Origin of the sequence: Prevotella sp. kh1p2 (assembly GCF_900111525.1) — a bacterium.
GTDB lineage: Bacteria > Bacteroidota > Bacteroidia > Bacteroidales > Bacteroidaceae > Prevotella.
The window spans coordinates 83,634-107,431 of sequence record NZ_FOHY01000011.1 but is presented as its reverse complement, the minus strand read 5'-3'; the positions used below and the strand labels follow the sequence as shown (position 1 = coordinate 107,431).

At 54.7% G+C, this 23,798-nt stretch carries 21 protein-coding genes; 14 read left to right on the top strand and 7 right to left on the bottom strand.

The genetic code is table 11. From position 1 onward, the window contains the following. Positions 1 to 218: hypothetical protein (locus BMW31_RS13540; RefSeq protein WP_218140603.1), on the top strand; the 218-nt coding region annotated here is incomplete at its 5' end. A gap of 239 nt (positions 219 to 457) precedes the next feature. On the opposite strand, the gene ettA is transcribed toward BMW31_RS13540, so the two are convergent. The 4 genes from ettA to surE all read right to left on the bottom strand — a co-directional run bounded on the left by ettA (position 458) and on the right by surE (position 5,289). Further along, positions 458 to 2,158 (bottom strand): energy-dependent translational throttle protein EttA, encoded by a 1,701-nt coding sequence (gene ettA, locus BMW31_RS08085; protein ID WP_091823815.1) that lies wholly within the window; start codon positions 2,156 to 2,158, stop codon positions 458 to 460. A gap of 561 nt (positions 2,159 to 2,719) precedes the next feature. Continuing rightward, positions 2,720 to 3,106, bottom strand: a complete 387-nt coding sequence (locus BMW31_RS08080) for a DUF4377 domain-containing protein (RefSeq protein ID WP_091823812.1) — start codon at positions 3,104 to 3,106, stop codon at positions 2,720 to 2,722. 150 nt (positions 3,107 to 3,256) lie between these two features. Continuing rightward, a complete protein-coding gene (gene lpxB / locus BMW31_RS08075) occupies positions 3,257 to 4,441 on the bottom strand; it encodes a lipid-A-disaccharide synthase (protein WP_091823809.1) in 1,185 nt (394 codons plus the stop codon). 53 nt (positions 4,442 to 4,494) lie between these two features. Continuing rightward, positions 4,495 to 5,289, bottom strand: a complete 795-nt coding sequence (gene surE / locus BMW31_RS08070; protein ID WP_091823806.1) for a 5'/3'-nucleotidase SurE — start codon at positions 5,287 to 5,289, stop codon at positions 4,495 to 4,497. 114 nt (positions 5,290 to 5,403) lie between these two features. Here surE and BMW31_RS08065 point away from each other — a divergent pair, with 114 nt between their 5' ends. From BMW31_RS08065 to BMW31_RS08040, 6 genes are read left to right on the top strand one after another with little or no spacing between them, the layout of a single operon-like run. Then, positions 5,404 to 6,168: a ParA family protein gene (locus tag BMW31_RS08065; RefSeq protein ID WP_091823803.1), complete on the top strand. Its 765-nt coding sequence runs from the start codon at positions 5,404 to 5,406 to the stop codon at positions 6,166 to 6,168. A 4-nt stretch (positions 6,169 to 6,172) separates the two neighbouring features. Then, positions 6,173 to 7,081, top strand: coding sequence for a ParB/RepB/Spo0J family partition protein (locus tag BMW31_RS08060; RefSeq protein WP_091823799.1), 909 nt, complete (start codon positions 6,173 to 6,175; stop codon positions 7,079 to 7,081). A gap of 58 nt (positions 7,082 to 7,139) precedes the next feature. Further along, positions 7,140 to 7,823: a DUF5683 domain-containing protein gene (locus BMW31_RS08055; RefSeq protein ID WP_410524436.1), complete on the top strand. Its 684-nt coding sequence runs from the start codon at positions 7,140 to 7,142 to the stop codon at positions 7,821 to 7,823. A 33-nt stretch (positions 7,824 to 7,856) separates the two neighbouring features. Continuing rightward, on the top strand, positions 7,857 to 9,206 hold the full coding sequence (locus tag BMW31_RS08050) for a lytic transglycosylase domain-containing protein (protein ID WP_091823779.1): 1,350 nt from the start codon (positions 7,857 to 7,859) through the stop codon (positions 9,204 to 9,206). 41 nt (positions 9,207 to 9,247) lie between these two features. Then, entirely contained in the window at positions 9,248 to 11,518 is a 2,271-nt protein-coding gene (locus BMW31_RS08045; RefSeq protein WP_091823777.1) for a RelA/SpoT family protein, read from the top strand. Positions 11,519 to 11,572: 54 nt separating this feature from the next. After that, entirely contained in the window at positions 11,573 to 12,469 is an 897-nt protein-coding gene (locus tag BMW31_RS08040; protein WP_091823774.1) for a hypothetical protein, read from the top strand. 302 nt (positions 12,470 to 12,771) lie between these two features. Here BMW31_RS08040 and BMW31_RS08035 read toward each other — a convergent pair whose 3' ends face one another. Next, complete coding sequence (locus BMW31_RS08035; protein ID WP_091823771.1) at positions 12,772 to 13,122, bottom strand: MerR family transcriptional regulator; 351 nt, start codon at positions 13,120 to 13,122, stop codon at positions 12,772 to 12,774. A gap of 164 nt (positions 13,123 to 13,286) precedes the next feature. Here BMW31_RS08035 and alaS point away from each other — a divergent pair, with 164 nt between their 5' ends. The 7 genes from alaS to BMW31_RS08000 all read left to right on the top strand — a co-directional run bounded on the left by alaS (position 13,287) and on the right by BMW31_RS08000 (position 21,611). After that, positions 13,287 to 15,947 carry an alanine--tRNA ligase gene (gene alaS / locus BMW31_RS08030; protein ID WP_091823767.1) on the top strand — a complete coding sequence of 887 codons (2,661 nt, stop codon included), beginning with the start codon at positions 13,287 to 13,289 and terminating at the stop codon, positions 15,945 to 15,947. A 103-nt stretch (positions 15,948 to 16,050) separates the two neighbouring features. After that, the gene (locus BMW31_RS08025) at positions 16,051 to 16,650 is read left to right on the top strand and encodes a glutathione peroxidase (protein ID WP_177166293.1); all 600 of its coding nucleotides are present in this window, start codon (positions 16,051 to 16,053) and stop codon (positions 16,648 to 16,650) included. 105 nt (positions 16,651 to 16,755) lie between these two features. Next, positions 16,756 to 17,163 carry an OsmC family protein gene (locus BMW31_RS08020; RefSeq protein WP_091823758.1) on the top strand — a complete coding sequence of 136 codons (408 nt, stop codon included), beginning with the start codon at positions 16,756 to 16,758 and terminating at the stop codon, positions 17,161 to 17,163. Between the two features lie 405 nt (positions 17,164 to 17,568). Continuing rightward, a complete protein-coding gene (locus tag BMW31_RS08015) occupies positions 17,569 to 18,480 on the top strand; it encodes a tyrosine-type recombinase/integrase (protein ID WP_177166292.1) in 912 nt (303 codons plus the stop codon). 288 nt (positions 18,481 to 18,768) lie between these two features. Beyond that, positions 18,769 to 18,996 carry a hypothetical protein gene (locus tag BMW31_RS08010; RefSeq protein ID WP_143049175.1) on the top strand — a complete coding sequence of 76 codons (228 nt, stop codon included), beginning with the start codon at positions 18,769 to 18,771 and terminating at the stop codon, positions 18,994 to 18,996. Further along, positions 18,984 to 20,813: a fimbrillin family protein gene (locus BMW31_RS08005; RefSeq protein WP_143049174.1), complete on the top strand. Its 1,830-nt coding sequence runs from the start codon at positions 18,984 to 18,986 to the stop codon at positions 20,811 to 20,813. The genes BMW31_RS08010 and BMW31_RS08005 overlap by 13 nt, the downstream gene beginning before the upstream one ends. Positions 20,814 to 21,155: 342 nt before the next feature. Continuing rightward, positions 21,156 to 21,611 (top strand): HU family DNA-binding protein, encoded by a 456-nt coding sequence (locus BMW31_RS08000; RefSeq protein ID WP_091823744.1) that lies wholly within the window; start codon positions 21,156 to 21,158, stop codon positions 21,609 to 21,611. Between the two features lie 265 nt (positions 21,612 to 21,876). Here the strand turns inward: BMW31_RS08000 and BMW31_RS07995 are convergent, their stop codons facing one another. Both BMW31_RS07995 and BMW31_RS07990 read right to left on the bottom strand, forming a co-directional pair. After that, a complete protein-coding gene (locus BMW31_RS07995; RefSeq protein ID WP_091823741.1) occupies positions 21,877 to 22,533 on the bottom strand; it encodes a SprT-like domain-containing protein in 657 nt (218 codons plus the stop codon). Further along, on the bottom strand, positions 22,530 to 23,633 hold the full coding sequence (locus tag BMW31_RS07990) for a metallophosphoesterase (protein ID WP_091823738.1): 1,104 nt from the start codon (positions 23,631 to 23,633) through the stop codon (positions 22,530 to 22,532). The genes BMW31_RS07995 and BMW31_RS07990 overlap by 4 nt, the downstream gene beginning before the upstream one ends. Positions 23,634 to 23,798: the final 165 nt, after the last annotated feature.

The following is a 23,798-nucleotide window of genomic DNA, read 5'->3' as shown; positions in this document are numbered from 1 at the left end:
CTGTCTTTAAAAACAAGCAGCAAATCAGCAGGAAGCTTGCAGCAGTGGTTCCTCCCCTTAGAAAGGGGAGGTTAGGAGGGGATGATATCTTAAGCAGCATTGCTAATGTCTGCCACATGGTCATCCCCTCCTCCGCCTCCCCTTTCCAAGGGGAGGATACCAGTTTGTCTCTTCGCAAACCGTTGCTTTGCTATTCCTACAAACAAGCAAGCCTATAGCAGCGAAATAAATACTCTGTTACTCTGTCTTAAAACCCAAGCAGCAAAATGGGTGCTAACATGCTAATAAACAGCAGGTTAGAGCCTATGAGGAAACGGGAGAGAAAGAGAAGGAAAACAAAAGGATGCTTTCAAGGCCCTTGAAGGTATCGTTCAACGGGTTTGAAAGCATCCTTTAAGGAGCTTGAAGCATAGCTCCCGAATGGCGGGAGGACTGCAGTGGCAATACAGCTCCTGCGTTAGTCCTCCATCAACTTACGGTAGCGGCCCTTCTTGATTTCGTCTCCAAGGCCGAGACGACGGGCCTTGTTGATTTCGTAATCGGAGTAGCTGCCCTCAAAAAAGAACACTTCGCCGTTGCCCTCGAAGGCCAGTATGTGGGTACAAATGCGATCCAGGAACCAGCGGTCGTGACTGATGACGACGGCGCAGCCGGCAAACGCCTCAAGTCCTTCTTCCAAGGCGCGCAGCGTGTTCACGTCGATATCGTTGGTGGGCTCATCGAGCAGCAGCACGTTACCTTCCTGCTTGAGCGCCAGAGCGAGTTGCAGGCGGTTGCGTTCGCCACCGGAAAGCACGCGACAGAGCTTGCTCTGGTCGGTTCCGGAGAAGTTGAAGCGCGAGAGATAGGCGCGTGCGTTGACGTCGCGGCCGCCCATGCGCATCACTTCGTTGCCCTCCGACACCACTTCGTACACGCTCTTGTCGGGGTCGATGTCCTTGTGCTGCTGGTCAACATAGGCCAGTTTGACCGTCTCGCCCACCTCAAAGGTTCCGCCGTCTACCTGCTCCAGGCCCATGATGAGGCGGAAGAGCGTGGTTTTGCCGGCGCCGTTGGGGCCGATGACGCCCACGATGCCGTTAGGCGGAAGCATGAAGTTGAGGTCGGAGAAGAGCACTTTCTCGCCGAAAGCCTTGCTCACATGCTGCGCCTCAATGACCTTGCTGCCCAGCCGGGGGCCGTTGGGGATGAAGATTTCGAGCCGCTCCTCGTGCGCTTTCTGTTCCTCGTTAAGCATCTGCTCGTACGAGTTCAGGCGCGCTTTACCCTTCGCCTGCCGCGCCTTGGGTGCCATGCGCACCCACTCCAGCTCGCGTTCCAGGGTCTTGCGGCGCTTGGATGCGGTCTTTTCTTCTTGCTCCATGCGCTTGGTTTTCTGGTCAAGCCACGACGAGTAGTTGCCCTTCCAGGGTATTCCTTCGCCGCGGTCGAGCTCCAGAATCCACTCACTCACGTCGTCGAGGAAGTAGCGGTCGTGGGTAACGGCTATCACCGTGCCCTCGTACTGCTGCAGGTGTTGCTCCAGCCAGTCTATGCTTTCGGCGTCAAGATGGTTGGTTGGCTCGTCCAGCAGCAGCACGTCGGGCTTCTGCAACAGCAGGCGGCAGAGCGCTACCCGGCGCCGTTCGCCCCCTGAGAGGTGGGTAACGGGCAGGTCGCCGGCCGGACATCGCAGGGCTGCCATGGCCCGTTCGAGCTTGGAGTCCATGTTCCAGGCGTCGGTAGAGTCTATGATGTTCTGCACTTCAGCTTGCCGTTGCATGAGCTTGTCCATCTTGTCGGGGTCGCCGTAGTATTCCTCGAGGCCGAATTTCACGTTTATTTCGTCGTACTCGCGCAGTGCGTCGTACACCTTCTGCACGCCCTCCTGCACGTTCTCCTTAACGGTCTTGGTCTCGTCGAGCGGCGGGTCCTGGGGCAGATAGCCCACGCTGTAGCCCGGACTCCACACCACCTCGCCGCGCGAAGGCTGCTCCAGTCCGGCTATAATCTTCATCAATGTCGACTTGCCGGCACCGTTCAGGCCTATGATGCCTATCTTCGCGCCGTAAAAGAAGGAAAGATAAATATCTTTGAGGATTTGTTTTTGGTTTTGTGGGATGATTTTCGACACGCCCACCATTGAGAAAATAACTTTCTTGTCGTCTACTGTTGCCATGTTGTTTAGGGTTTAATTGAGAATAAGGTAACAGCCGGCCGCCTTGCTGTTGCCGTAAGCAGGCGCGGCTCCTGTATTGTTGGTACAAATTTACGACATTCTTTTCAGATTCTGCCGTTTACATACGGAAAAGTTGCACGCAAAAAGCCCGCATGCTGCCTGGGGCGAACATGCGGGCTTTTTCCGGTTGCGGCAAGGACCGATGATTACATCAGGTCCTTAATCTCCATTGCCTTGCAAACCATGATGGTGCCGATACCGACGATAATAGCTAAAGTTCCCATTTCCGTTTTGATTTATATTGTTCTTTTTCCTTTCGCGTACAAAGGTACGGCTATTATTCCGCACCGTTGCAACTGCGCCGAAGAACTGTAGGAAACAGGGCAATTTGTTGACCTATGTCAATAGGTGGTAACTTCGGGAACATCAACATCACACTACAGATATGCACTGCCCGCCGTGGCTCTGCATCAATAACCGCCAAACAGGCAGTATCAGTTCACTTAGGTACTTGATGCCGGGTAATGTCTATACGGTCAGGGTTGCCCAAGTTGCAGGATGTTACGGCAGAGGCGTATTCGGCGCAGCAGGAGGGACGCCAGAGTCTTTTTTCTCTTTTGATATCAATTTGATAAGTGTATAAAGATAGGGATACTGGTCAATGCCCGGGTTTTTAATCTTATCTACACGTACCAGAATCCGGTACTCATAACCCGGTTCATAATCAAAATTGCTGATGGGCGTGTAGTCTCTTTCCCAGGTGTTACTCCCTTCCTTCTTAACCCAGAACGCACTCGCTTCATAGTCTATCCCGCTGACTTGTTCTGATGCGATGGTCAAAGTTTGCGTGTAAGGTTCAAAATCATCATCAGAACATGCACTGCAGAGCAAAAGAGCGGCACAAATACTGGCAAACAGTATCATTGGTGGATAAAATCTTGTTTTCATATAGCTGCAGATTTTTAGTTATGCCACAAATATAATCATAATAAGTGGAACTGGTCAGGCTTGGCAAATAATTTTTTATGTAAAACCATCAATATCTTTCTTAGAGCCATAAACTGAGCGGAATGCCAAGCCGAGGATATCTCCGAGCAGCTATTCGGGCTGCCGGCCGGCGAGCAGGCGGTACATGATGCGGGCTGCGTTGTCAGGAGCAACGGCGTCGCCGAGGGCATCGCGCACCTGCTGATAGGCCTGCAGCATCCGTTCACGGGCAGGGTTGCCGGGCAAGATGCGGCCCAGTTCGGCCCTGATGTTGGCCGTGCTGAAGCGGTCGGCCAGCAGTTCGGGCACGATTTCTCGGTCGGCTATCAGGTTTACCAGGCTGATGTACTTACACCTTATTATATGATTAAAGGCGAAGCGGATGAGCCACGGCACGGGCGTTTCGTAGCAAACAACCTGCGGAACATCAAAGAGCGCCGTCTCCAACGTGGCCGTGCCGCTGGTAACAAGGGCCGCCGTGGCGTGAGAGAGCAGTGCGTAGGTATCGTTGCGTACCAGCTTCACCCGGGTTCCGGAGATAAACCGATGGTAGTATTCGTCCTCTATCGCAGGGGCGCCGGCCAGCACCATCTGGTAGTCGGGATAGCTGCGGGCGGCCTCTATCATGGCAGGCAGGTTGTCCTTTATCTCCTGCTTGCGGCTGCCTGCAAGCAAGGCAATGACCGGTTGGTGCGGAGAGAGGCCGTTGCCCTTATCACCCGGAGCCGCCGAAGCATTGCTACGGGCGCAGAACTGTTCAAAAGTTTCAGCGTAATTTCTTCTGAACACGCGCACTTCATCGGCCGTGGGATTGCCCACGTAGTGTATCTTGAACTTGTGTTTCTGCTCGTAGAAGGGAACCTCGAACGGCAGGATGGAGAACATCTGGGCCACATCGCGCTTGATGCTTTTGATGCGCCACTCCTTCCAAGCCCATATCTTGGGGCTGATGTAATAGTAAGCGGGTATCTGCGTGTGGGCATGCAGATACTTGGCTATATCGAGGTTGAAGCCCGGATAGTCTACAAGTATCACCACATCGGGCGCCCATGCCACGATATCTTGCTTGCAGAGAGCCATGTTACGGAAGATAGTGGGCAGGTGGAGCAGCACGGGCACGAAGCCCATATAGGCCAGCTCCTTGTAATGCTTCACACGAAGACCGCCCACGGCTGCCATCAGGTCGCCGCCAAAGAAGCGGAACTGGGCAGCGTTGTCAATATTTTTAAGCGACTTCATCAGGTGGCTTGCGTGCAAATCTCCACTGGCTTCGCCTACAATAAGATAGTATTTCATGAGCGCTGTAACGGTTTATAGGTTAGTGAACTGAAGTTAACGGCAGCCCTGCCCTACTGCTGCGGGCGGGGTGAAGCCCCTATATCCCAGCCCCGCAGCCTGTCCATGGCCTCGTAGGCCGTAACATCCATCTGCGTAGGTGTTATGGACACGTAGCGGTGAGCGAGTGCCCACTGGTCGGTATCCTCGGCATCAGGCTCGTCGTTGCGGTACTCGCCCACCATCCAGAAGTAGTCGTAGCCGCGCGGATGGTGCTCTTTGACAACCTCCTTGACCCACGACCCGAAGGTCATGCGGCAAATCCTGACGCCACGGAAATCACCTCCCACGGGGAAGTTCACGTTCAGGCAGACTCCTTTAGGCAACCCCTCGGCCAGCACCTTGGTAACAATCTGCTGCACATAGGGCCTGAGCGGCTCCAGATTGGCATTCTCATCGTAGTCGCAAGAGGAAAAAGCAACGGAGGGAATGTACTTCATGCAGCCTTCCATCGCTACGCCCATAGTGCCCGAATAGTGGGTGTTGACCGACGAATTGTCGCCGTGATTGATGCCTCCCAGTATCAAGTTGGGCCGGCGGTCGCGGCAAAACTGGTCGAGCGCCAGCTTCACGCAGTCAACCGGAGTGCCGTTACACGACCACACCTCCACGTCTCCCATGTTGTGGCGGCGCTTGAGCCGCAGCGGCGTGGTAGCCGAGAAGGCACACGAGAAACCCGAGCGGGCTGCCTCGGGGGCACAAACTATCAGGTCGGCCATGTCTTTGAGCATCGCCGCAAGCGCCTTGATGCCGTTGGCGTGGTAGCCGTCGTCGTTGGAAATGAGTATGAGCGGGCGTTTTCTATCCATCTGTTTTCAGTTTAATTTCTCTGCAAAAGTACGAAAAAAGGTTTAAGGAGACTACTTTCTCGCATAAAATATGTAACTTTGCAGTTAAATACAAATCTTACGAAGATTGACAAAATGGGAAAAATAATCGCATTAGCCAACCAGAAAGGCGGTGTGGGCAAAACCACGACAACCATCAACCTGGCTGCCTCTCTGGCCACGCTTGAGAAATCAGTGCTCGTAGTAGACGCCGATCCACAGGCCAACGCATCCAGCGGACTGGGTGTAAACATCAAGGAGGTGGACTGCTCTCTCTACGAGTGCATTATCGACCATGCCGACGTGCGCGATGCTATCTACACCACGGACATCGACGGACTGGACATCATACCGAGCCACATAGACCTCGTGGGCGCCGAGATAGAAATGCTGAACCTGGACAACAGGGAGAAAGTTATCAAGCAACTGCTGGACCCGATACGCTCCGAATATGACTATATCCTCATAGACTGCTCGCCGTCGCTCGGCCTCATCACCGTCAACTCATTGACGGCGGCCGACTCGGTCATCATCCCCGTGCAGTGCGAATACTTCGCTCTGGAGGGCATCAGCAAGCTGCTCAACACCATCAAGATTATCAAGAGCAAGCTGAACCCGAGCCTGGAGATAGAAGGTTTCTTGCTGACAATGTACGACAGCAGGCTCCGTTTGGCCAATCAAATATACGATGAGGTGAAGCGACACTTCCAGGAGCTGGTCTTCAAGACCGTTATCCAGCGCAATGTTAAGCTGAGCGAGAGCCCCAGCCACGGGCTACCCGTCATTCTCTACGACGCCGATTCCACCGGCGCCAAGAACCATCTGGCTCTTGCCAAGGAAATTATCAACAAGAACAGTTAAAGCAATGGCCGTACATAAGAAATACAACCACGCTGCAAAGACAAACGCACTGGGCCGCGGCCTCGATGCTCTGATTTCGACAGAGACCATCAGCACATCCGGCAGCAGCACCATCAACGAGATTCCCATCGATGAGATTGCCCCCAATCCCAACCAACCCCGCAGGGAGTTTGAGCAGGAGGCACTGCAGGAACTGGCAACAAGCATACGCGAGATAGGCATCATCCAGCCCATCACCCTGCGCCAGGTAGCCGACAACAAGTTCCAGATTATAGCAGGAGAACGTCGCTGGCGCGCTTCGCAACTGGCCGGGCTGAAGTCTATACCGGCATATATCCGCACCATCAACGACGAGAACGTGATGGAGATGGCTCTCGTTGAGAACATCCAACGCGAAGATCTCAATGCCATAGAGATAGCTTTGGCTTACGAACATCTGCTCGAGGGAAGCGGCATGACACAAGAGAAAGTGTCGGAACGGGTGGGCAAGAGCCGTACTGCCATTACCAACTACCTGCGCCTGCTGAAACTTCCGGCACAGGTGCAGATGGCCTTGCAGAAGAAGGATATCGACATGGGACACGCCCGGGCACTGCTTTCGCTCGACAGTCCGGCACTCCAAATCAAGCTCTATAAGGAAATCCAGAAGAACGGATACTCTGTCCGAAAGGTCGAGGAGCTGGTCAAACAGCTCAAGAACGGCGAGGATATAGAAAGCGGCAAGCACAAGATTGCGGCCAAGACGCAGCTGCCCGAGGAGTTCACCATGCTCAAGAGCCGCCTTTCCAAGTTCCTGGGTGCCAGGGTGCAGATGACCTGCTCGGCCAAGGGAAAGGGCAAGATAAGCATTCCCTTTGCCAATGAAGAAGAGCTGGAGCGCATCATGAACGTGTTCGACAAACTGAAAGAGTAAAGTCGTGAAGCTGATATCAAGCAACATAGTGCGACGTTGCATGGCCGTGGTTGCCATCATGGCAGGGTCTGTCTCGGCAGTTTCGGCCCAGATAGACCTCAAGGCACGCGCCGACTCCGTACATCAGGCCAGGCAGCAGGCCGCCATCCTGACCCACCAGGACAGTTTACAGCTGGCCGACAGCGACAGTATAGCGACAGCAGAAGCCGGCAAACGGGCCAAAAGAGACTGGTCTACATGGCGTCCCAACCCCAAACGGGCGCTGTGGTTGGCCATCGTGCTGCCGGGCGCAGGCCAGATATACAACCGCAAATACTGGAAACTTCCCATCGTTTACGGCGGAGTCGTAGGGTGCATTTACGCCATGCGATGGAACAACATGATGTACAAGGACTACTCGCAAGCCTACATGGACATCATGGATAACGACGAGTTGACCCAAAGCTACAATCAGTTTCTGCACCTCGGAACCAAGATTGACGACAGCAACAAGGCACAATATCAGGAAATATTCCGCAAACGCAAGGACCGTTACCGCCGCTGGCGAGACCTCAGCGTGTTCTCACTCATAGGCGTCTATGCCCTCTCCGTGGTTGATGCCTACGTGGATGCATCGCTCTCCGAGTTTGACATTTCCGAGGATTTGAGCCTCCGCGTGGAGCCTGCCGTGCTGAACAGCAACGCCGACCGCAACCCACTGAAGTCCTCGGCCATAGGCTTGCAGTGCAGTATCAGATTTTAATACCCAACTTAGCATATAGAACCACAACACATAATGAAGAAGATTTTCCTACTGACGGTTGCCCTCGTTTTAGGCGGAACATGCGCGATGCACGCTCAAGTCAACAACGAAGAAGAAATCACAGTAACCAATCCCAACGGCCAACAAGAACAAATTGAACTGCCGGAGGGCATGACTACGGCCTTGGACAGCCTGCTTTCGCTCTACAATACGAGAACTTATCTCAAGCCGGACACCTCCTGCAACATGCCCGACGTTAATCCCGTATACGACAAGAACACCTATAAGGACCGCCTGGCCCGCATTCCGTCCATCATAGAACTGCCGTACAACGACGTTGTTCAGAAATTCATAGACCGCTACAGCAGTCAGCTGCGCCGCTCGGTCAGCTACATGCTGGGCGCACAGAACTTTTACATGCCCATATTTGAACAGGCCTTGGAGACCTACGGACTGCCGCTGGAACTCAAATTCCTGCCCGTCATCGAGTCGGCACTTAACCCCAAGGCCGTTTCACGCGTAGGAGCAACGGGCTTGTGGCAGTTCATGCTCGGCACCGGAAAGCGCTACGGGCTGGAAGTTAACTCGCTGGTAGACGAGCGCCGCGACCCGGTAAAGGCCTCGTATGCCGCTGCACACTACCTGAGCGACCTCTACAAGATATTCGGTGACTGGAATCTGGTGATTGCCGCGTACAATGCAGGACCCGAGAAGGTGAGCAAAGCCATCCACAGGTCTAAGGGAGAAGCCGACTACTGGAAGATTTATCCCTACCTGCCGCAGGAAACCCGCGGCTACGTTCCGGCCTTCATAGCCGCCAACTACATCATGAACTACTACTGCGACCACAACATCTGCCCAATGATGACAGACCTCCCGGCCAAATCAGACACCATAGTAGTGAGCCGCGACCTGCACTTCGAGCAGATAGCCCACGTGCTCGACATCAGCACCGAGCGGCTGGCAGAACTCAACCCGCAGTACCGCCACAACGTCATCAACGGCAGCAGCAAGCCTTCGGCACTACGGTTGCCGGCCTCGCTGGTCAATTCCTTCATCGACAACGAAGACTCCATCTTCGCCTATACCACCGAAGACATGTTCAGCAAGCGCCACGAGGTGGAGGTAAACGAGCCCGAGCCATCCTACGGCCGCAAGGCTCCCAGCTACGAGCGGCGTTACTCTTCCCGCTCGCGTCACTACAGCCGCCGGGGCCGGAGCAGCCGCCGGACGAGAGGCAGAAGCAAAAGCGTGACCGTAAGAAGCGGCGACACCCTCTCCGAGATTGCAGCCCGCAACCACACGACGGTAAAGAAGCTGCGCAAGCTCAACCGCATTAGTGGCAGCAGCATACGCGCCGGCAAGAAGCTGAAGGTGAAATAACGAAACGCTGACCTACACCCCACAAATCCTTAAACAGCTATATGAACGACCTGAATTTGAAAGACAAAGAACGGGAAACGGCCGACGAGAAGACCATCGATGCCGCTTTCCAGCACCTGCTTGACACCTATCTGGCCTCGCGCCACCGCAAGAAGGTGGACATCATCACTAAGGCTTTCAACTTTGCGCGGCAGGCTCACAAGGGCGTCCGGCGCCTGTCGGGTGAGCCCTACATCATGCACCCCATCGCTGTTGCACAGGTAGCGTGCCAGGAAATGGGGCTCGGTTCCACCAGCATCTGCTCTGCTCTGCTGCACGATGTGGTGGAAGACACCGACTACACCGTCGAGGATATAGAGAACATCTTCGGCCCCAAGATAGCTCACATTGTTGACGGGCTGACCAAAATCAGCGGAGGCATCTTCGGAGACAGGGCTTCGGCGCAGGCCGAAAACTTCAAGAAGCTGCTTCTCACCATGAGTGACGACATCCGCGTGATACTCATCAAGATTTGCGACCGCCTGCACAACATGCGCACCCTGGCGTCGCAGCCGGCCAACAAACAGTACAAGATAGCCGGCGAAACGCTCTACATCTACGCTCCACTGGCCAACCGGCTGGGACTGAACAAAATCAAGACCGAGCTTGAAGACCTCAGCTTCAAGTACGAACACCCTGAAGAATACGCCAGCATCAGGCAGAAACTCTCCTTTACCGAGGAACAGCGAAACAAGCTCTTCAACGACTTTACCGCCCCCATACGCGCCGCCCTGGACCGTATGGGCATACAGTACGAAATCAAGGCACGCATCAAGAGCCCCTACTCCATCTGGAACAAGATGCAGACCAAGCACGTTACCTTCGACGAGATTTACGACATTCTGGCCGTACGCATCATCTTCGTGCCCAAGGTACGCGAGGAGGAAGTCAACGAGTGCTTCAATATCTACGTGGCCATCAGCAAGATTTACAAGAGCCACCCCGACCGTCTGCGCGACTGGCTCAACCATCCCAAGGCCAACGGGTACCAAGCCTTGCACGTTACCCTGATGAGCAAGCAGGGCCGGTGGATAGAAGTACAGATACGCTCCGACCACATGGACGAGGTGGCCGAGCAGGGATTTGCCGCCCACTGGAAGTACAAGGAGGGCGGAGAGATAACCGAAGACGAGGGCGAACTCAACGACTGGCTGCGCACCATCAAGGAGATACTCGACGACCCGCAGCCCGACGCCATGGATTTTCTTGACGCCATCAAGCTCAATCTCTTTGCTTCAGAGATTTTCGTCTTCACCCCCAAGGGCGAAATCAAGACCATGCCGGCGGGCTGTACGGCGCTCGACTTCGCCTTCCAGATACATACCTTCCTCGGCAGTCACTGCATCGGCGCCAAGGTTAACCACAAGCTGGTGCCCCTGAGCCACAAGTTGCAGAGCGGCGACCAGGTAGAGATACTCACTTCCAAGTCGCAGCACGTGCAGCCCTCGTGGATTAACTTCGTCTCGACAGCCAAGGCCAAGGCCAAGATTATGGCCATTCTGCGACGCGACAACCGAGAGATACAGAAGACGGGCGAAGACATGCTGGCCCAGTGGCTGCAGGAGAACGACTTCGAAACCACCACCTCCATACTCGACAAGCTATGTGAGCTGCACGAACTGCCCAAGCACGAGGACCTTTTTCAGGCCATAGGCGACCGCACCATCAACCTGGGAGACCGCGACCTGGATGCCATCAGCGGCAAGAAAGAGAAGGACTCGAGCATCAGCTGGCGCAAGTTCGTGCCCTTCCTGCACGACAAGAAGCCCGAGAAAGCTGAGCAGGACAAGAGCGAACTGATAGTTGTGGGCAAGGAATTCAATAAGAAGAAGCCCGTCATCATCAACGAGGAAACCATCAGCCACTACAAGTTCTCCGACTGCTGCCACCCCATTCCGGGCGACGACATACTGGGTTACATCGACAACAAGAACCAGATAGAAATCCACAAGCGCGCCTGTCCGGTGGCAAGCAAGCTCAAGTCCAGCTTCGGCAACCGCATTCTCGATGCCAAATGGGACATGCACCGCAAGCTGTTCTTCGACGCCACCATCGAGCTTCGCGGCATCGACCGCATGGGAATGCTGCTCGACGTGTCGAAAGTCATTTCCCAGCAGCTCGACGTCAACATTCACAAGATTACCGTCTCCAGCGATGAAGGCATCTTCGACGGTGCCATCGAAATCAAAATCCACGACCGCGATGACGTGAAAATCATCATCGACAACCTCAAGAAGATAGACGGCATACAGGAGATACAGCGCATCATGTAACGCCCGTGGCCTGCGCCGCCCCCACTGCTGCCTGCTACTAACCTAACGACAAACATGATGAAAAACCGACTAACAACCTTTGCAGCTCGCCTGCTGCTGCCCGTTCTGGCGGCAACATGCCTGCTCACGGCGTGCCGCAACACTCCTAAGCAGGCACCGCAACAACCAGTGGCACAAGCGGCAGCGCAATCTGCCGGCCGCGACACTACCCTACAGCCCTCTGCCGAGCCCGTAACACAGCAGGACACCACCTGCTGCGGGTGGCACGTAGTGCTGCAAACAGCAGCCAACAACACCCAAATACGGGGCACCAACCTACGCGACTCTACCCTCCTGGTTACCATTTCGAAGAACGGCAAGCTGCTCTTCGACCGCAAGCCCATAACCACGCGCACCGTGCTGGGTGGCGAAGACGACACCCGCCAGTTGGGTCCGAGCTTCGTATCGCTCATTACCAACACCACTGTATATATCATCGCAGGCGCTTACGTGCCCGATTCCGACGACGGCTTCGCCTCTGTTTTCGCCTTCTCGCGTAACGGCAGCCTCAGTGTTTATCCCATGCCCGAATCCTACGACTACTTTGACATCGCCACGGAGTTCTACATCATGTACACGCACGAGAACCTGCAACGCCCAGTAGACAGGCCTTCGCTGCAAAAGGTTGCCCGCGAATACGGCACCGAAGCATTCGTCCGCCAGCTGGATAAGGACGGGCCGCTGTCCATTTATCCCCCAATCGTTGCCGGTAAATACCACCTCGACGTTGATTTCAGTGTCTATACAGAAACTCTCGAGGAAGCAGGCAACATACGTGAATGGGCCAACATGTACTTCTACGACAAGCAGCAGCAGCGCTCCGTAGGTTCTATGCGGGTGGAACTGGCCGGAGAGAAGAACGAGTACAACGACATAGGCTACAACAAAATCAACCGTATCTACGCTCCGTAGGCACCCATCGCCACCGTCACAACGGGGCGGCAAAGGCTGAAAACAAGGCCTCTGCCGCCCCGTTTTTCATTTACCGGGGGCATAACAGATATTATTCTGATTTACAGCAAGTTAGGAATAAGATTACAGAAGCTGTGCTTCAAGGCCCTTGAAGGTATCGTTCAAGGAGCCTGAACATGCCCTTCAAGCGCCTTGAAAGGCATGTCCGGTAAAACGACTGCGGCCCACGCCACCATCAGACAATCAGATTACGCAATACTGCAGGCTACAAACTGCGGTGGAAAAGGCTACCGGACGGCGGCTCACACCAGCCCGTCGAGGTGCTGCTTGAGGTCCTTCAGCTGGTCGCGCACGGAGATGAGCGTTTCCAGTATCTCTGCACTGCGGTCGGCGCCGGTGCGGTTCTGGTTCAGCATCTTGCGTGCCGCGGCCAGCTTGAAGCCGCGAACCTTGACCAGAGTGTACACCGTTTTGAGCAGCTCCACGTCCTTGTCGGTGTACTGGCGTATGTTGCTGCCGGGCAGGGTCTTGGGCTTCAGCTGCGGTATCTCGGTCTCCCAGAAGCGCAGCGTGCTCTCGCTCACGCCGATGATTTTGCCTACTTCCTTGATGGAATAATACAGTTTCAAGTTCTTGTTGGGGTTGAGTGCCATAGTCTGTAATATATTGCTGATGCTGCAAAGATAGCAAAAGATTGGATATAATTCCCCTTTTTGGTCGTATTTTTACAAAAAGATGAATGCCGATAATTTGGTTATTCTCGCAAGTTGCAGTATCTTTGCAGTGCTTTTTTAAATAAATAAACTCATAGATATAGATGATGACAGCAAATGAAATACGCGACTCGTACAAGAAGTTCTTCGAGTCAAAGGGACACGTCATCGTACCGTCGGCCCCCATGGTTATCAAGGACGACCCTACGCTGATGTTTACAAATGCCGGTATGAACCAGTGGAAAGACATTATTCTGGGCACCAAGCAGCCCGAACCGCGCCGCCGTACCGACTCGCAGAAATGCCTCCGCGTGAGCGGAAAGCACAACGACCTGGAAGAGGTGGGCCACGACACCTACCACCACACCATGTTCGAGATGCTGGGTAACTGGAGTTTCGGCGACTACTTCAAAGAGGGAGCCATCGATTACGCCTGGGAGTACCTGGTCGACGTGCTGCACCTGAACCCCGAGGACCTGTACGTAACGGTGTTCGAGGGTTCGCCCGAGGAGAATATTCCGCGCGACAACGAGGCTGCCTCCTACTGGGCCAAGCACCTGCCGCAAGACCACATCATCGACGGAAACAAGCACGACAACTTCTGGGAGATGGGTGACACGGGCCCATGCGGCCCCTGCTCGGAGATACATGTAGACTCCCGGCCGGCCGAAGAGAAAGCCAAGGTGCCCGGAAGGGAGCTGGTGAACAAAGACGACCCGCAGGTTATCGAGATATGGAACATCGTGTTCATGCAGTTCAACCGCAAGTCCGACGGCACGTTGCAGCCGCTTCCCATGCACGTTATCGATACCGGCATGGGCTTCGAGCGGCTGGTGCGCATGCTCCAGGGCAAGCATTCCAACTACGATACCGACATCTTCCAGCCCATCATCAAGCGCATAGAGCAGCTCTCGGGCAAGCGTTACGGCTTTACGACGCCTACGGGCAGTAACGGCGAATGCGCTAACGGGCAGGAGAAAACGGACGTGGCCATGCGCGTGGTGGCCGACCATCTGCGCGCTGTAGCCTTCTCCATAGCCGACGGCCAGCTGCCTTCAAACGCCAAGGCCGGCTACGTTATCCGCCGCATCCTGCGCCGCGCCGTGCGCTATGCCTACACGTTCCTGGACCAGAAGAGCGCCTTCATGTTCAAACTCATGCCCGTTCTGGTGCAGGAGATGGGGCAGGCTTATCCCGAACTGCTGGCACAGCAGGAGCTCATAGGCCGCGTGATGAAGGAGGAGGAGGACTCGTTCCTGCGCACGCTCGAGAAAGGCATCAACCTGCTTAACGGCGACATGGACGAGCTCAAGGCCCATGCGCAGACGCAACTCGACGGCGCCAGCGCCTTCCGCCTGTTCGATACGTACGGCTTCCCGCTCGACTTGACGGAGCTCATCTGCCGTGAGAACGGCTACACTGTCGACGAGCAGGGCTTCAATAAGGAAATGGCCAAGCAGAAGGCCCGCGCCCGCAACGCCGCCGTAGTTGAGAACGGCGACTGGCAGGTGCTGCGTGAGGGCGAACAGGAGTTCGTGGGCTACGACTACACCGAGTACGAGTGCCACATCCTGCGCTACCGCCGGGTGACGCAGAAGAAGAACACCTTCTACGAAGTAGTGCTCGACCACACGCCTTTCTACGGCGAAATGGGCGGCCAGGTAGGCGACACGGGCGTGCTGGTAAGCGAGAACGAGACCGTGGAGATAACTGATACCAAGCGCGAGAACAGCCAGAGCATACACATCATCAGCCGGCTGCCGCAGGATCCCTCGGCCGATTTCATGGCCTGCGTAGACATAGACAAGCGCAACGCCAGCGCCGCCAACCACACCGCAACGCACCTGCTGGACTACGCGCTCAAGCAGGTTTTGGGCGACCACGTGGAGCAGAAAGGCTCGTATGTGGATGCTGATACGCTGCGGTTCGACTTCTCCCACTTCCAGAAAGTTACCGACGAGGAGCTGCGGCAGGTAGAACGAATGGTGAACGGCATGATACGACAGGACTTTGCTATGGAGGAGCACCGCGACACCCCGATGGAAGAAGCCCGGGAAATGGGCGCCGTTGCCGTCTTCGGAGAGAAGTACGGAGACAAGGTAAGGGTAGTTCGCTTCGGCCCGTCGTGCGAGTTCTGCGGCGGTATTCATGCCAAGAGCACGGGCCGTATCGGCTTCTTCAAGATTGTATCGGAGAGCAGCGTGGCTGCCGGTGTACGCCGTATAGAAGCCCTCACGGGCAAAGCATGCGAGGAAGCGCTCTACCGCGTGGAGGATACACTGAACGAGGTGCGCGCCCTCTTCAACAATGCCAAGGATCTGCAGGGCGTTATCCGCAAGTACATAGACGACAACGACGAGATGCGACGGGAGATAGAAAGGTTCCGTGCGCAGAAGGTCGAGCAGCTCAAGGACCAGCTCGTGGCCGCTGCCACCACCGTTAACGGCGTGAAGGTGGTGCGGGCCGTGCTGCCCATAGACGCCGCCAGCGCCAAGGACCTGGTGTTCAAGGTGCGGCAGGAGATTACGGAGAACCTGCTCTGCGTGGTGGGTTCGGTGGCCGACGGCAAGCCGATGCTGAGCTTGATGCTGAGCGAAGACCTGGTGAACGACCACGGCCTGAACGCCGGCAAGATGGTTCGCGAGGCCGCGAAGCTCATCCAGGGCGGCGGCGGCGGACAGCCCCACTACGCCCAGGCAGGCGGAAAGAACGCCGACGGGCTTAGCGCCGCCATTGACAAAATTGTGGAGCTGGCCAACCTGTAAGCATTGTCAAAAACCGGAAAGGCAGTCGCCGGGCCCTGTGCCCGTGTCGGCAGGCTTTCCGGTTTTTCGCTTTTTATCATTCACTTTTTAACCCCACACAATGATGAAGAAAATCATCGCCCTGCTGATAGCCCTGCTCACAGTGGCAGGCATCAGCGCTCAGCAAATCTACAAGCAGCGCGTTCTCGACGAGAACGGCAAGCAGGTGAGCCTCAAACAGTACAAAGGCAAGGTGCTGCTCATCGTGAACACGGCCACCCGGTGCGGCTTCACGCCCCAGTACGAGGAGCTGGAAAAACTCTACGAGCAATGCCGCGACCGCGGACTGGAGATACTCGACTTTCCCTGCAACCAGTTCGGCGGGCAGGCACCCGGCACTTACGAGGAGATTCACAACTTCTGTACGGGCACGTACAACATTCAGTTTACGCAGTTCGACAAAGTAGACATGAACGGCGAAAGCCAGTCGCCGCTCTTCGCCTACCTAAAGGCAGAGCAGCCGTTCAAGGGCTTCGGCACCGATGAGCGCGCCCTCATGATGGACAAGATGCTCCGCCGGCAGGACCCCGACTACGCCAGCAAGAGCGACATCAAGTGGAATTTTACCAAGTTCCTGGTTGACCGCAAGGGCCGGGTGGTGCGCCGTTTCGAGCCTACGGAGAGCATGGAAGCCGTGGGCAAGGCCGTGGAAGCCCTGCTGTAAACCGACTGCAGAACGACAGAACACCTGAAAAAAGATACGCATTTTCGGCCTGTGTATGGCTGAAAATGCGTATTTTTGTGCCGCAAACCTTTAAAACTTCATGATATGTCAGTAGTAACAACAAAGTATTTGGGCAAAGCCCGCGTGACGTCGACCTACAACAAGACGCACGAAACCATTACAACCGACGCCGGCACACAGGCAGGCGGCTACGGCGAACACGCCAACCCGGTTGAAATCCTGTGCACGGCACTGGCCGCCTGTGCCCTTACCGTAATGGGTCTGAACGCCGAGAAGAGCGGCGCATCGTTTGCAGGCTGCTATGCGGAGGTGGACGATTACGAGGAAGACACAACCACCTTCGTGGTTACCCGCATCGCCATCACCTTCCATCTGAAGGCCGAATTCGACGAGAAACTGCGCAAGAAGCTGGAAGCCTTCTCGCACCGCGCCTGCTTCGTGGGCAACTCGCTCAAGACGGAAAAGGACTTCACATACATCTACGACCTGTAAACAGGATGCTTCCCTTTCATCAACCAGCGGGAGAGAGGAAGACATCTTTAACACTGCATTTAAGGAGACCTCCGGCACCAAGCGTCCGCAGGTCTCTTTTATTTTAACCTTAGCCAAACAAAAGAACCGCATCCGCCACCTTCGGTTGGTAACTATCTCCTGTCAGCTCATACACCTACAGGTTTCAGGAAACCGTCGATACAGTCTTTCGCACAGAGAACCTACGACGGTCATAAAGCACAATACAGAATCAATCTCCCCTACTTCAGAGCTATATGCCATACCGACTGACAACCACTACCACTCATGCTTCACTTCGTTTTTCCATTTAAGAAAGTCTGTTCTGCCAGAAAGAGGCCCTCGCAAAGAGGCCATGGGCAGCCCCCGGTCATGCTATCGCACTTTATGAATACTGCCGCACAAGGTGCAAGCAGGTCTACCAAGGACAACTACAAGACCGCAGTACATTCGTTCATCCGCTTTAACAACAACAAAGACATTCCCATTTCTGCCATCAACAAGGATATCCTGGAGAAATACGAACGATGGTTACGGCAGCAGGGAGTTTGTGCCAACACCTCTTCCTGCTATCTGCGCTCGCTGCGGGCCATCTACAACAAGGCGGCGGGCAGGCACTTGCTGAGACGCAGCAATCCCTTTGCGAACGTGTTTACTGGGAATGAAACGACCGACAAACGAGGCATCGGGATTGCCGACATACGCAAACTCCGGCAACTGGAACTGCCCGAACACTCGTTCGCGGCATTGGCCAGAGACATCTTCCTGTTCTCATTCTATGCCATGGGGATGCCCTTCGTGGATGTAGCTAACCTGAAGAGGTCGCAGATAAAGGACCGCCACATAGTCTACTACCGCCGTAAAACAGGCAAGAAGATAAGGGTGAGGATAGAGCCTTGCATGCTCGACATCATCAACAAGTACAAACGGGAAAGCGGAGAGTACGTGTTCCCTATATTAAATAAGGTGGAGGAAAGCCGGCGGAACAAGAAATACGCCTCGTCGCTCCGCCATTATAACGCCACATTGAAGAAACTTTCGGCCAAGGCAGGGCTGAATGTACGACTGAGTTCCTATGTTGCCCGCCATTCGTGGGCCAGCATTGCCTATGCCAGAAACATAGACCTGCCCATTATCTCGAAAGCATTAGGGCACACAGATACACAAACCACCCTTATTTATATCAGCCAGATAAACGACCGGAGTCTGGCTTTGGCAAATAAAAAGCTGCTGAACGAATTATTCGCTCCGCCTCTTGGCAAGAGGTGGAAACATTTCATTAAATCGCTGCAAAGGTAATTCATTTATTTTAATCCTACAAGTTTTTTGACACTAAAATCATGTATCAGATTTAAATATTCATTGACTTTCTTTCGTACTTTGTATTCATAACAAACTGGAATACAATCTTTTCTAACCTCCATTCCACCTCTTGCCAAGAGGTGGATATCGCTTACACCGTAACTAAGCAGGCTTAAATGATATTTACAACCTAAAAGTAAGCCCCCTGACAGTGACAGGAGCAACTGACGGAACAGAGAGGAAATAGAGAGGAAAGATAACTTATGACACTATAAAAATAATGTAATGAAGAAAATGAATTGTAAAGTACAATCCTCAGGCGCAACGCCTGAAATGAAAAGCCCATATCTGAAACCTGACATCAGCGTCACCAGAATGGAAATGGAGAGCATGATTTGCGTCTCCGGAAAAATCGGAGACTGGAAATTAGACAATGACACTTCAGACGGTGACGACTGGAGTGACAGCGAAAACCCTAACAACGCAAAAGTACAAAACCCATGGAACAATTAACATTTAAGAGCGCTGCACGCATCTTTTGCAGCTGTTTGTTAGCTTCACTTGCCCTTTCTTCCTGCTCCGACCAGGACGAAAACGAGCAGAATACAACCACTCCCCAGACGGGTTTCGAGGTCTCCGTCAATGCCGATATCGACATGCCGGCCGGGGCAAAGCCCGTTGGAGCGACCCGTGTGGCCGTTGCAGAAGACGATGCCGACGGACTGAAGACCACATGGGAGACCGACGACAGGCTCACCGTGGCCTATATGAGCGGCGGAACCATGAAGACAGCGGAACTGACAGTTGCCTCCGCAAACGGCAACTCTGCCATTTTCCACGGTACGGTGGAGACCGGTGCCGACGCCAACGCCTTCAAAACCAGTACCCTCTATGCCGTCAACAACACGACAACGGACAAGATTGAGGCTTCGGTTGCGGGCAACAAGCTCAAGGTTAGCGTCGACCTCTCTGGACAGAACGGCCAAGCTGCCAAGGTTGCCGACTACGATTTAATGTACGCAGAGGGCAAGGCCGAGGCCGGTTTGCACTTTAATCACCAGATGAGTGTGCTGAGGCTGGACTTCCAGACAGACGCTTCTGCCTCGCCGGGCAACGCACTTACAGACCTGTCGATGATTTTCGTGCCGTCAACCTCTACCGACAAGAGCATCTTCGCCGCAAATGCTTCGTTCGAATACGGAGCCGGCGGCAGCACGAAAACATACAGCGCAAACACATTCTTCACCCTGACGAACCTCTCCATACCCGTTTCCGATGCCAAGGCAAGGGTCTACGCGGTCGTTCCGGCCAACGACAAGCTCACCGGCGAACTGTCTGTAAAGGTACAAGGAGACAACAAGCGGGTGTTCCGCAGGAACATCAACCTCAAGGGAAAGTCGTTCCCCGCACAGCAAGTGGTGGCAAGAGCCATCGGACTGAAGGCCGAAGAACTGATACCTCGCATAGGCGACTACCTGTACAGTGACGGTACATGGGGTCCGTTAGAGTACTATCAGGACAAATATCCCGTGGCTCTCGTCTTCAGCAACTACACGAGCGAGGCCGACAGGCAGAAAGGCTACAAGCACGGATATGCCGTAGCACTGCGCGATGCAGCCTGGCCTACGCCGTGGAGCCCTGACAACAACGACTATCCGGAGGCCGAGAACGTGTTCGAAAACGTCAATGCCAACGCTCCCCTCACCATGATGAAGAACCTGGACGGCCTCTCCACATGCGAGACCCTCAACAACAAGTATCTGAGCAGCTACACCTATGAGAACTACTACAACCACAACGGACAGAAGGCAGCCATACCTCTGGCCATGGAATACGGAACTCAGTGGTGGCAATATACCTACAGCCAGGAGGGAGTACCACTCACCCCAGCCCCCAATGGCACCAGCGGATGGTATCTGCCGAGCATCGGACAATGGTTCCTGATGTTCGCCAACCTCTCTGGACTCAATCCTAACGACCTCGTAATGGCTAAGGATGCCGCCGGACAGGTCTACACGATGAGCTGGCTCTTCCGCTCCGCCTCGGAAAAACAGAACTATCTGAACAAGTTCGTTAAGTACTTCGACAGCTACAACAACTCGATACTGGCTCGGTACCACAGTGACGGGCGGATAGCACAGACAGGTTTCTACCTCCCTGCCGACGGACAGATTGACTGGTATCTCTGGGCTTGCGACGAAGCCAAGAGCGGCGGATATGCCTGCTGTGTACGCCTGACGAGAACGGAAATCGGGTTCACTTACATTGACAAGCGCAGTGGAGAAACCTCCAACAACGGCTACGCAGCCCGCTCGGTCATAGCTTTCTAACCGCATGAGGACATGGCCTCATTACAGTCAGGATATGTATCCATTGCAAGGAGCATGTCTCCCGGCTGTAGTGAGGCCATCTCACTACGACAGTGAGGCCATCTCACTACGACAGTGAGGCCATCTCACTACAACAGTGAGGCCATCTCACTACAACAGTGAGGCCATCTCACTACAACAGTGAGGCCATCTCACTACAACAGTGAGGCCATCTCACTACGACAGTGAAGCCATCTCACTACGAACAGGAGACTACAGAACGCCAATGATGAAAGCATCTCCTTCTGTCAAGGAGATTGTTTAATTCACTTCTATATGTTTAACTCTTAAAACCTTACATCTATGTCAGTAAAGTACAAACTGTATCAGGACAATCGCAGAAACAGCCTGAACAATGGTAAATGGTATGCACGTGCCATACCAGGTGACAAGGTAGACCTGGAAACTCTCAGTCAGGAAATACAAGACAACACCACGGCCAAGCAGGCCGATGTGTATGCCGTGCTGAGAGAACTGGTCAATGTGATGGACAATCATCTCAAGAACGGCGACCGAGTGGTGCTCGACGGCTTCGGTTCCTTTAAAATCGGACTGAAGAGCGTGGCAGCTGACACTCGGGAAGACTTCAACCCGCTGGCCCACATCGTCGGCGCCCGCGTCAACTTCCAGCCGGAAGCACACTGGACGGCGACCGACCGCAAGCATCGCAAACAATTCCTGCAGGACATACAGGTGAAGCTGGCGGAGAGTACGAAGAAGCAGAGCCAGCCGGGTGGCGGTACGACTCCAACCCCATAGGAACAAGAGGAAGCTTCCACGCGTTAACTCGATGATTATTGTGGGAGCATCGTCTTTCGTCGACGGACGGAATATTCACAAATAAAACTTTTCATTTTTAAGTAACTCTTTCATAGAGTTGAGGGCATGGTCTTGCCGTGAGGCATCGGCCTGCACGCGTAAATTTGATTTCGTGCAAGGGTTGTCGGGACGGCAGCGCTTGCACTCTTTTGTTTTTATGGGGCAGCTGCCAAGGGCACAGCCTACGTTCCGCACCCCATATACCCTACCAAGTAGAAGAATCGGCAGCCTGCATTTGCGGAAGCATCTGCATGAGAAACGCTCTTGGAACCTCTCTTCCGCGCAGGCTCCTCACGGCCGGAAAATTACTGAAAAAATCGTTACGAGAGTGGAACCAGCCGTATTTTCTGATGGCGGAGACCCTCGGCAGGCGGGCGTTGAGCGTGCGGGCCCAGCGTGGGTTGACCACGGAGAGGTAGCACTTGCTGTCTGCAGTCTCGAGCGCCAGCACCAAGTAGGTTTTGCCGCGGGCAGTGGCGGCGGTGCGGGATACGCCCTTCATGGGCGTTGAAACGGACAGTTGCCAGCCGTACTTGCGGTTCAGGGCATCCATCATGCCGCGGAATATCACGCCGTGAGGCGACGTGTCGCGCAGCCCGGTGTGGGCGATGGAGAGGTGTATCATCTCGTGCAGCAGGATGGTTTGCAGCTGCCGTTCGGTCTGGTCGTAGTAGGTAGTCAGGCGGATGGTATAGTCCGTGCACTGCAGTCGGCCTCCGCGCAGCTGCTTCTTGCACGACATGGACCCCAGCCGGGTACGCGACCGTGACAGCGCAAACCGCGGGCGGGGCAGTCCGCCGCCAAAGTAATCGCGGTTAAAGGTGTCGAACCAGCCGGCAATCTGTTCCAAATCGGGTTTCATCGGGTTCCCTTGAGTTCGGCCACCACATATTCCGAGCGGGTTCCGATACGGAACTTGCCGCCCCAGATGCCTATGCCGCTGGTTACGTAATACTGCGTTCCGCCCTTCTGCAGCGGGCCGTAGGCGTCCTCGTAGATGGCATCTTCAATCCACGATATGGGCCACAGCTGGCCGTAGTGCGTGTGTCCGCTCAGCTGGAAGTCGATACCTGCGCGCTCTGCCTCTTCCAGGTGATAAGGCTGGTGGTCGAGTAATATGGTGTAAAGCGACCGGTCCAAACCGGCCGTAAGCTCGCTGATGCTCTTTCGCCGCGGGTTGGTGCGGTCGTCGCGGCCCACGATGTTGACGCCCTTAACCGTCACCGCCGAGTCGCGCAGCAGCGTGATGCCGGCCTCGCGGTAGAATTCCAGCGCCTCCGGACAGCCCGAATAATACTCGTGATTGCCCAGACAAGCCACCACGGGGGCCGCAATGCGGCGGAACGGCTGCACCATGTGCTGCTCGCGCAGCGGCCTCATGTGGCCGTCGATGATGTCGCCGCCAATGAGCACAAGGTCGGGTTGCTCGGCATTGACAAGCCTCACCCACCGCTCCAGTTCATCTGCCCGGTTGTGGTAGCCTATGTGCAGGTCGGTCAGCATGACTATCTTCAGCGGCCGGTCGGTGGCTTTCAGCTTCTGCGTCTTCAGTTCCAGAGGTTGTCTCACCTTATTTATATAGTGTAAATAGCCGTAAACGAAGAGCCCCGCCGTTACCGCCAGCACTGTGAGCGTGCCCTGCCAGCTGTGCTCCATGAACGAGGCGGGCACCACGTGCAGCAGCCGAAGGAGGTCGAGCAGCACGTAGAGCATGACCACGTAGAGCAGGATGAAGAGACTGGAGTTGCCCACCTCGTAGGCTGCAGTGGCCAGGGGCATGGGCAGTTTGTTGATGTCCCACACCACAAAGTTGGCAAAGAACAGGAAGATACACATCGCCAGCACGACCAGCACGCCAATCTTGAAAGGTACGGACAGGGGCAACAGGTGCCAGGTACGGTAAAACGAATAGCCTATTCCCACAACGGGAAGCAGGAAAAATATAACAGCCCAAAGTTTCATGCTGCAAAGGTAGACATAAAAAAACAAATATCCGCCGTATCAATGGCGGATATTTGTACACATTTAACCGATGCAGGGGAACAGCAGCAACACTGCCCCGAGGGTACTGTAAATACCCGGGAAAAGTCTTGAAGCTATGTTTCGGGAACTTTCGACAGGTGTCGC

Excerpts from the sequence above, each read along its gene's own strand:
- ettA (WP_091823815.1), bottom strand. The coding sequence starts at position 2,158 with ATGGCAACAGTAGACGACAAGAAAGTTATTTTCTCAATGGTGGGCGTG.
- BMW31_RS08080 (WP_091823812.1), bottom strand. The coding sequence starts at position 3,106 with ATGAAAACAAGATTTTATCCACCAATGATACTGTTTGCCAGTATTTGT.
- lpxB (WP_091823809.1), bottom strand. The coding sequence starts at position 4,441 with ATGAAATACTATCTTATTGTAGGCGAAGCCAGTGGAGATTTGCACGCA.
- surE (WP_091823806.1), bottom strand. The coding sequence starts at position 5,289 with ATGGATAGAAAACGCCCGCTCATACTCATTTCCAACGACGACGGCTAC.
- BMW31_RS08065 (WP_091823803.1), top strand. The coding sequence starts at position 5,404 with ATGGGAAAAATAATCGCATTAGCCAACCAGAAAGGCGGTGTGGGCAAA.
- BMW31_RS08060 (WP_091823799.1), top strand. The coding sequence starts at position 6,173 with ATGGCCGTACATAAGAAATACAACCACGCTGCAAAGACAAACGCACTG.
- BMW31_RS08055 (WP_410524436.1), top strand. The coding sequence starts at position 7,140 with ATGGCAGGGTCTGTCTCGGCAGTTTCGGCCCAGATAGACCTCAAGGCA.
- BMW31_RS08050 (WP_091823779.1), top strand. The coding sequence starts at position 7,857 with ATGAAGAAGATTTTCCTACTGACGGTTGCCCTCGTTTTAGGCGGAACA.
- BMW31_RS08045 (WP_091823777.1), top strand. The coding sequence starts at position 9,248 with ATGAACGACCTGAATTTGAAAGACAAAGAACGGGAAACGGCCGACGAG.
- BMW31_RS08040 (WP_091823774.1), top strand. The coding sequence starts at position 11,573 with ATGATGAAAAACCGACTAACAACCTTTGCAGCTCGCCTGCTGCTGCCC.
- BMW31_RS08035 (WP_091823771.1), bottom strand. The coding sequence starts at position 13,122 with ATGGCACTCAACCCCAACAAGAACTTGAAACTGTATTATTCCATCAAG.
- alaS (WP_091823767.1), top strand. The coding sequence starts at position 13,287 with ATGATGACAGCAAATGAAATACGCGACTCGTACAAGAAGTTCTTCGAG.
- BMW31_RS08025 (WP_177166293.1), top strand. The coding sequence starts at position 16,051 with ATGAAGAAAATCATCGCCCTGCTGATAGCCCTGCTCACAGTGGCAGGC.
- BMW31_RS08020 (WP_091823758.1), top strand. The coding sequence starts at position 16,756 with ATGTCAGTAGTAACAACAAAGTATTTGGGCAAAGCCCGCGTGACGTCG.
- BMW31_RS08015 (WP_177166292.1), top strand. The coding sequence starts at position 17,569 with ATGAATACTGCCGCACAAGGTGCAAGCAGGTCTACCAAGGACAACTAC.
- BMW31_RS08010 (WP_143049175.1), top strand. The coding sequence starts at position 18,769 with ATGAAGAAAATGAATTGTAAAGTACAATCCTCAGGCGCAACGCCTGAA.
- BMW31_RS08005 (WP_143049174.1), top strand. The coding sequence starts at position 18,984 with ATGGAACAATTAACATTTAAGAGCGCTGCACGCATCTTTTGCAGCTGT.
- BMW31_RS08000 (WP_091823744.1), top strand. The coding sequence starts at position 21,156 with ATGTCAGTAAAGTACAAACTGTATCAGGACAATCGCAGAAACAGCCTG.
- BMW31_RS07995 (WP_091823741.1), bottom strand. The coding sequence starts at position 22,533 with ATGAAACCCGATTTGGAACAGATTGCCGGCTGGTTCGACACCTTTAAC.
- BMW31_RS07990 (WP_091823738.1), bottom strand. The coding sequence starts at position 23,633 with ATGAAACTTTGGGCTGTTATATTTTTCCTGCTTCCCGTTGTGGGAATA.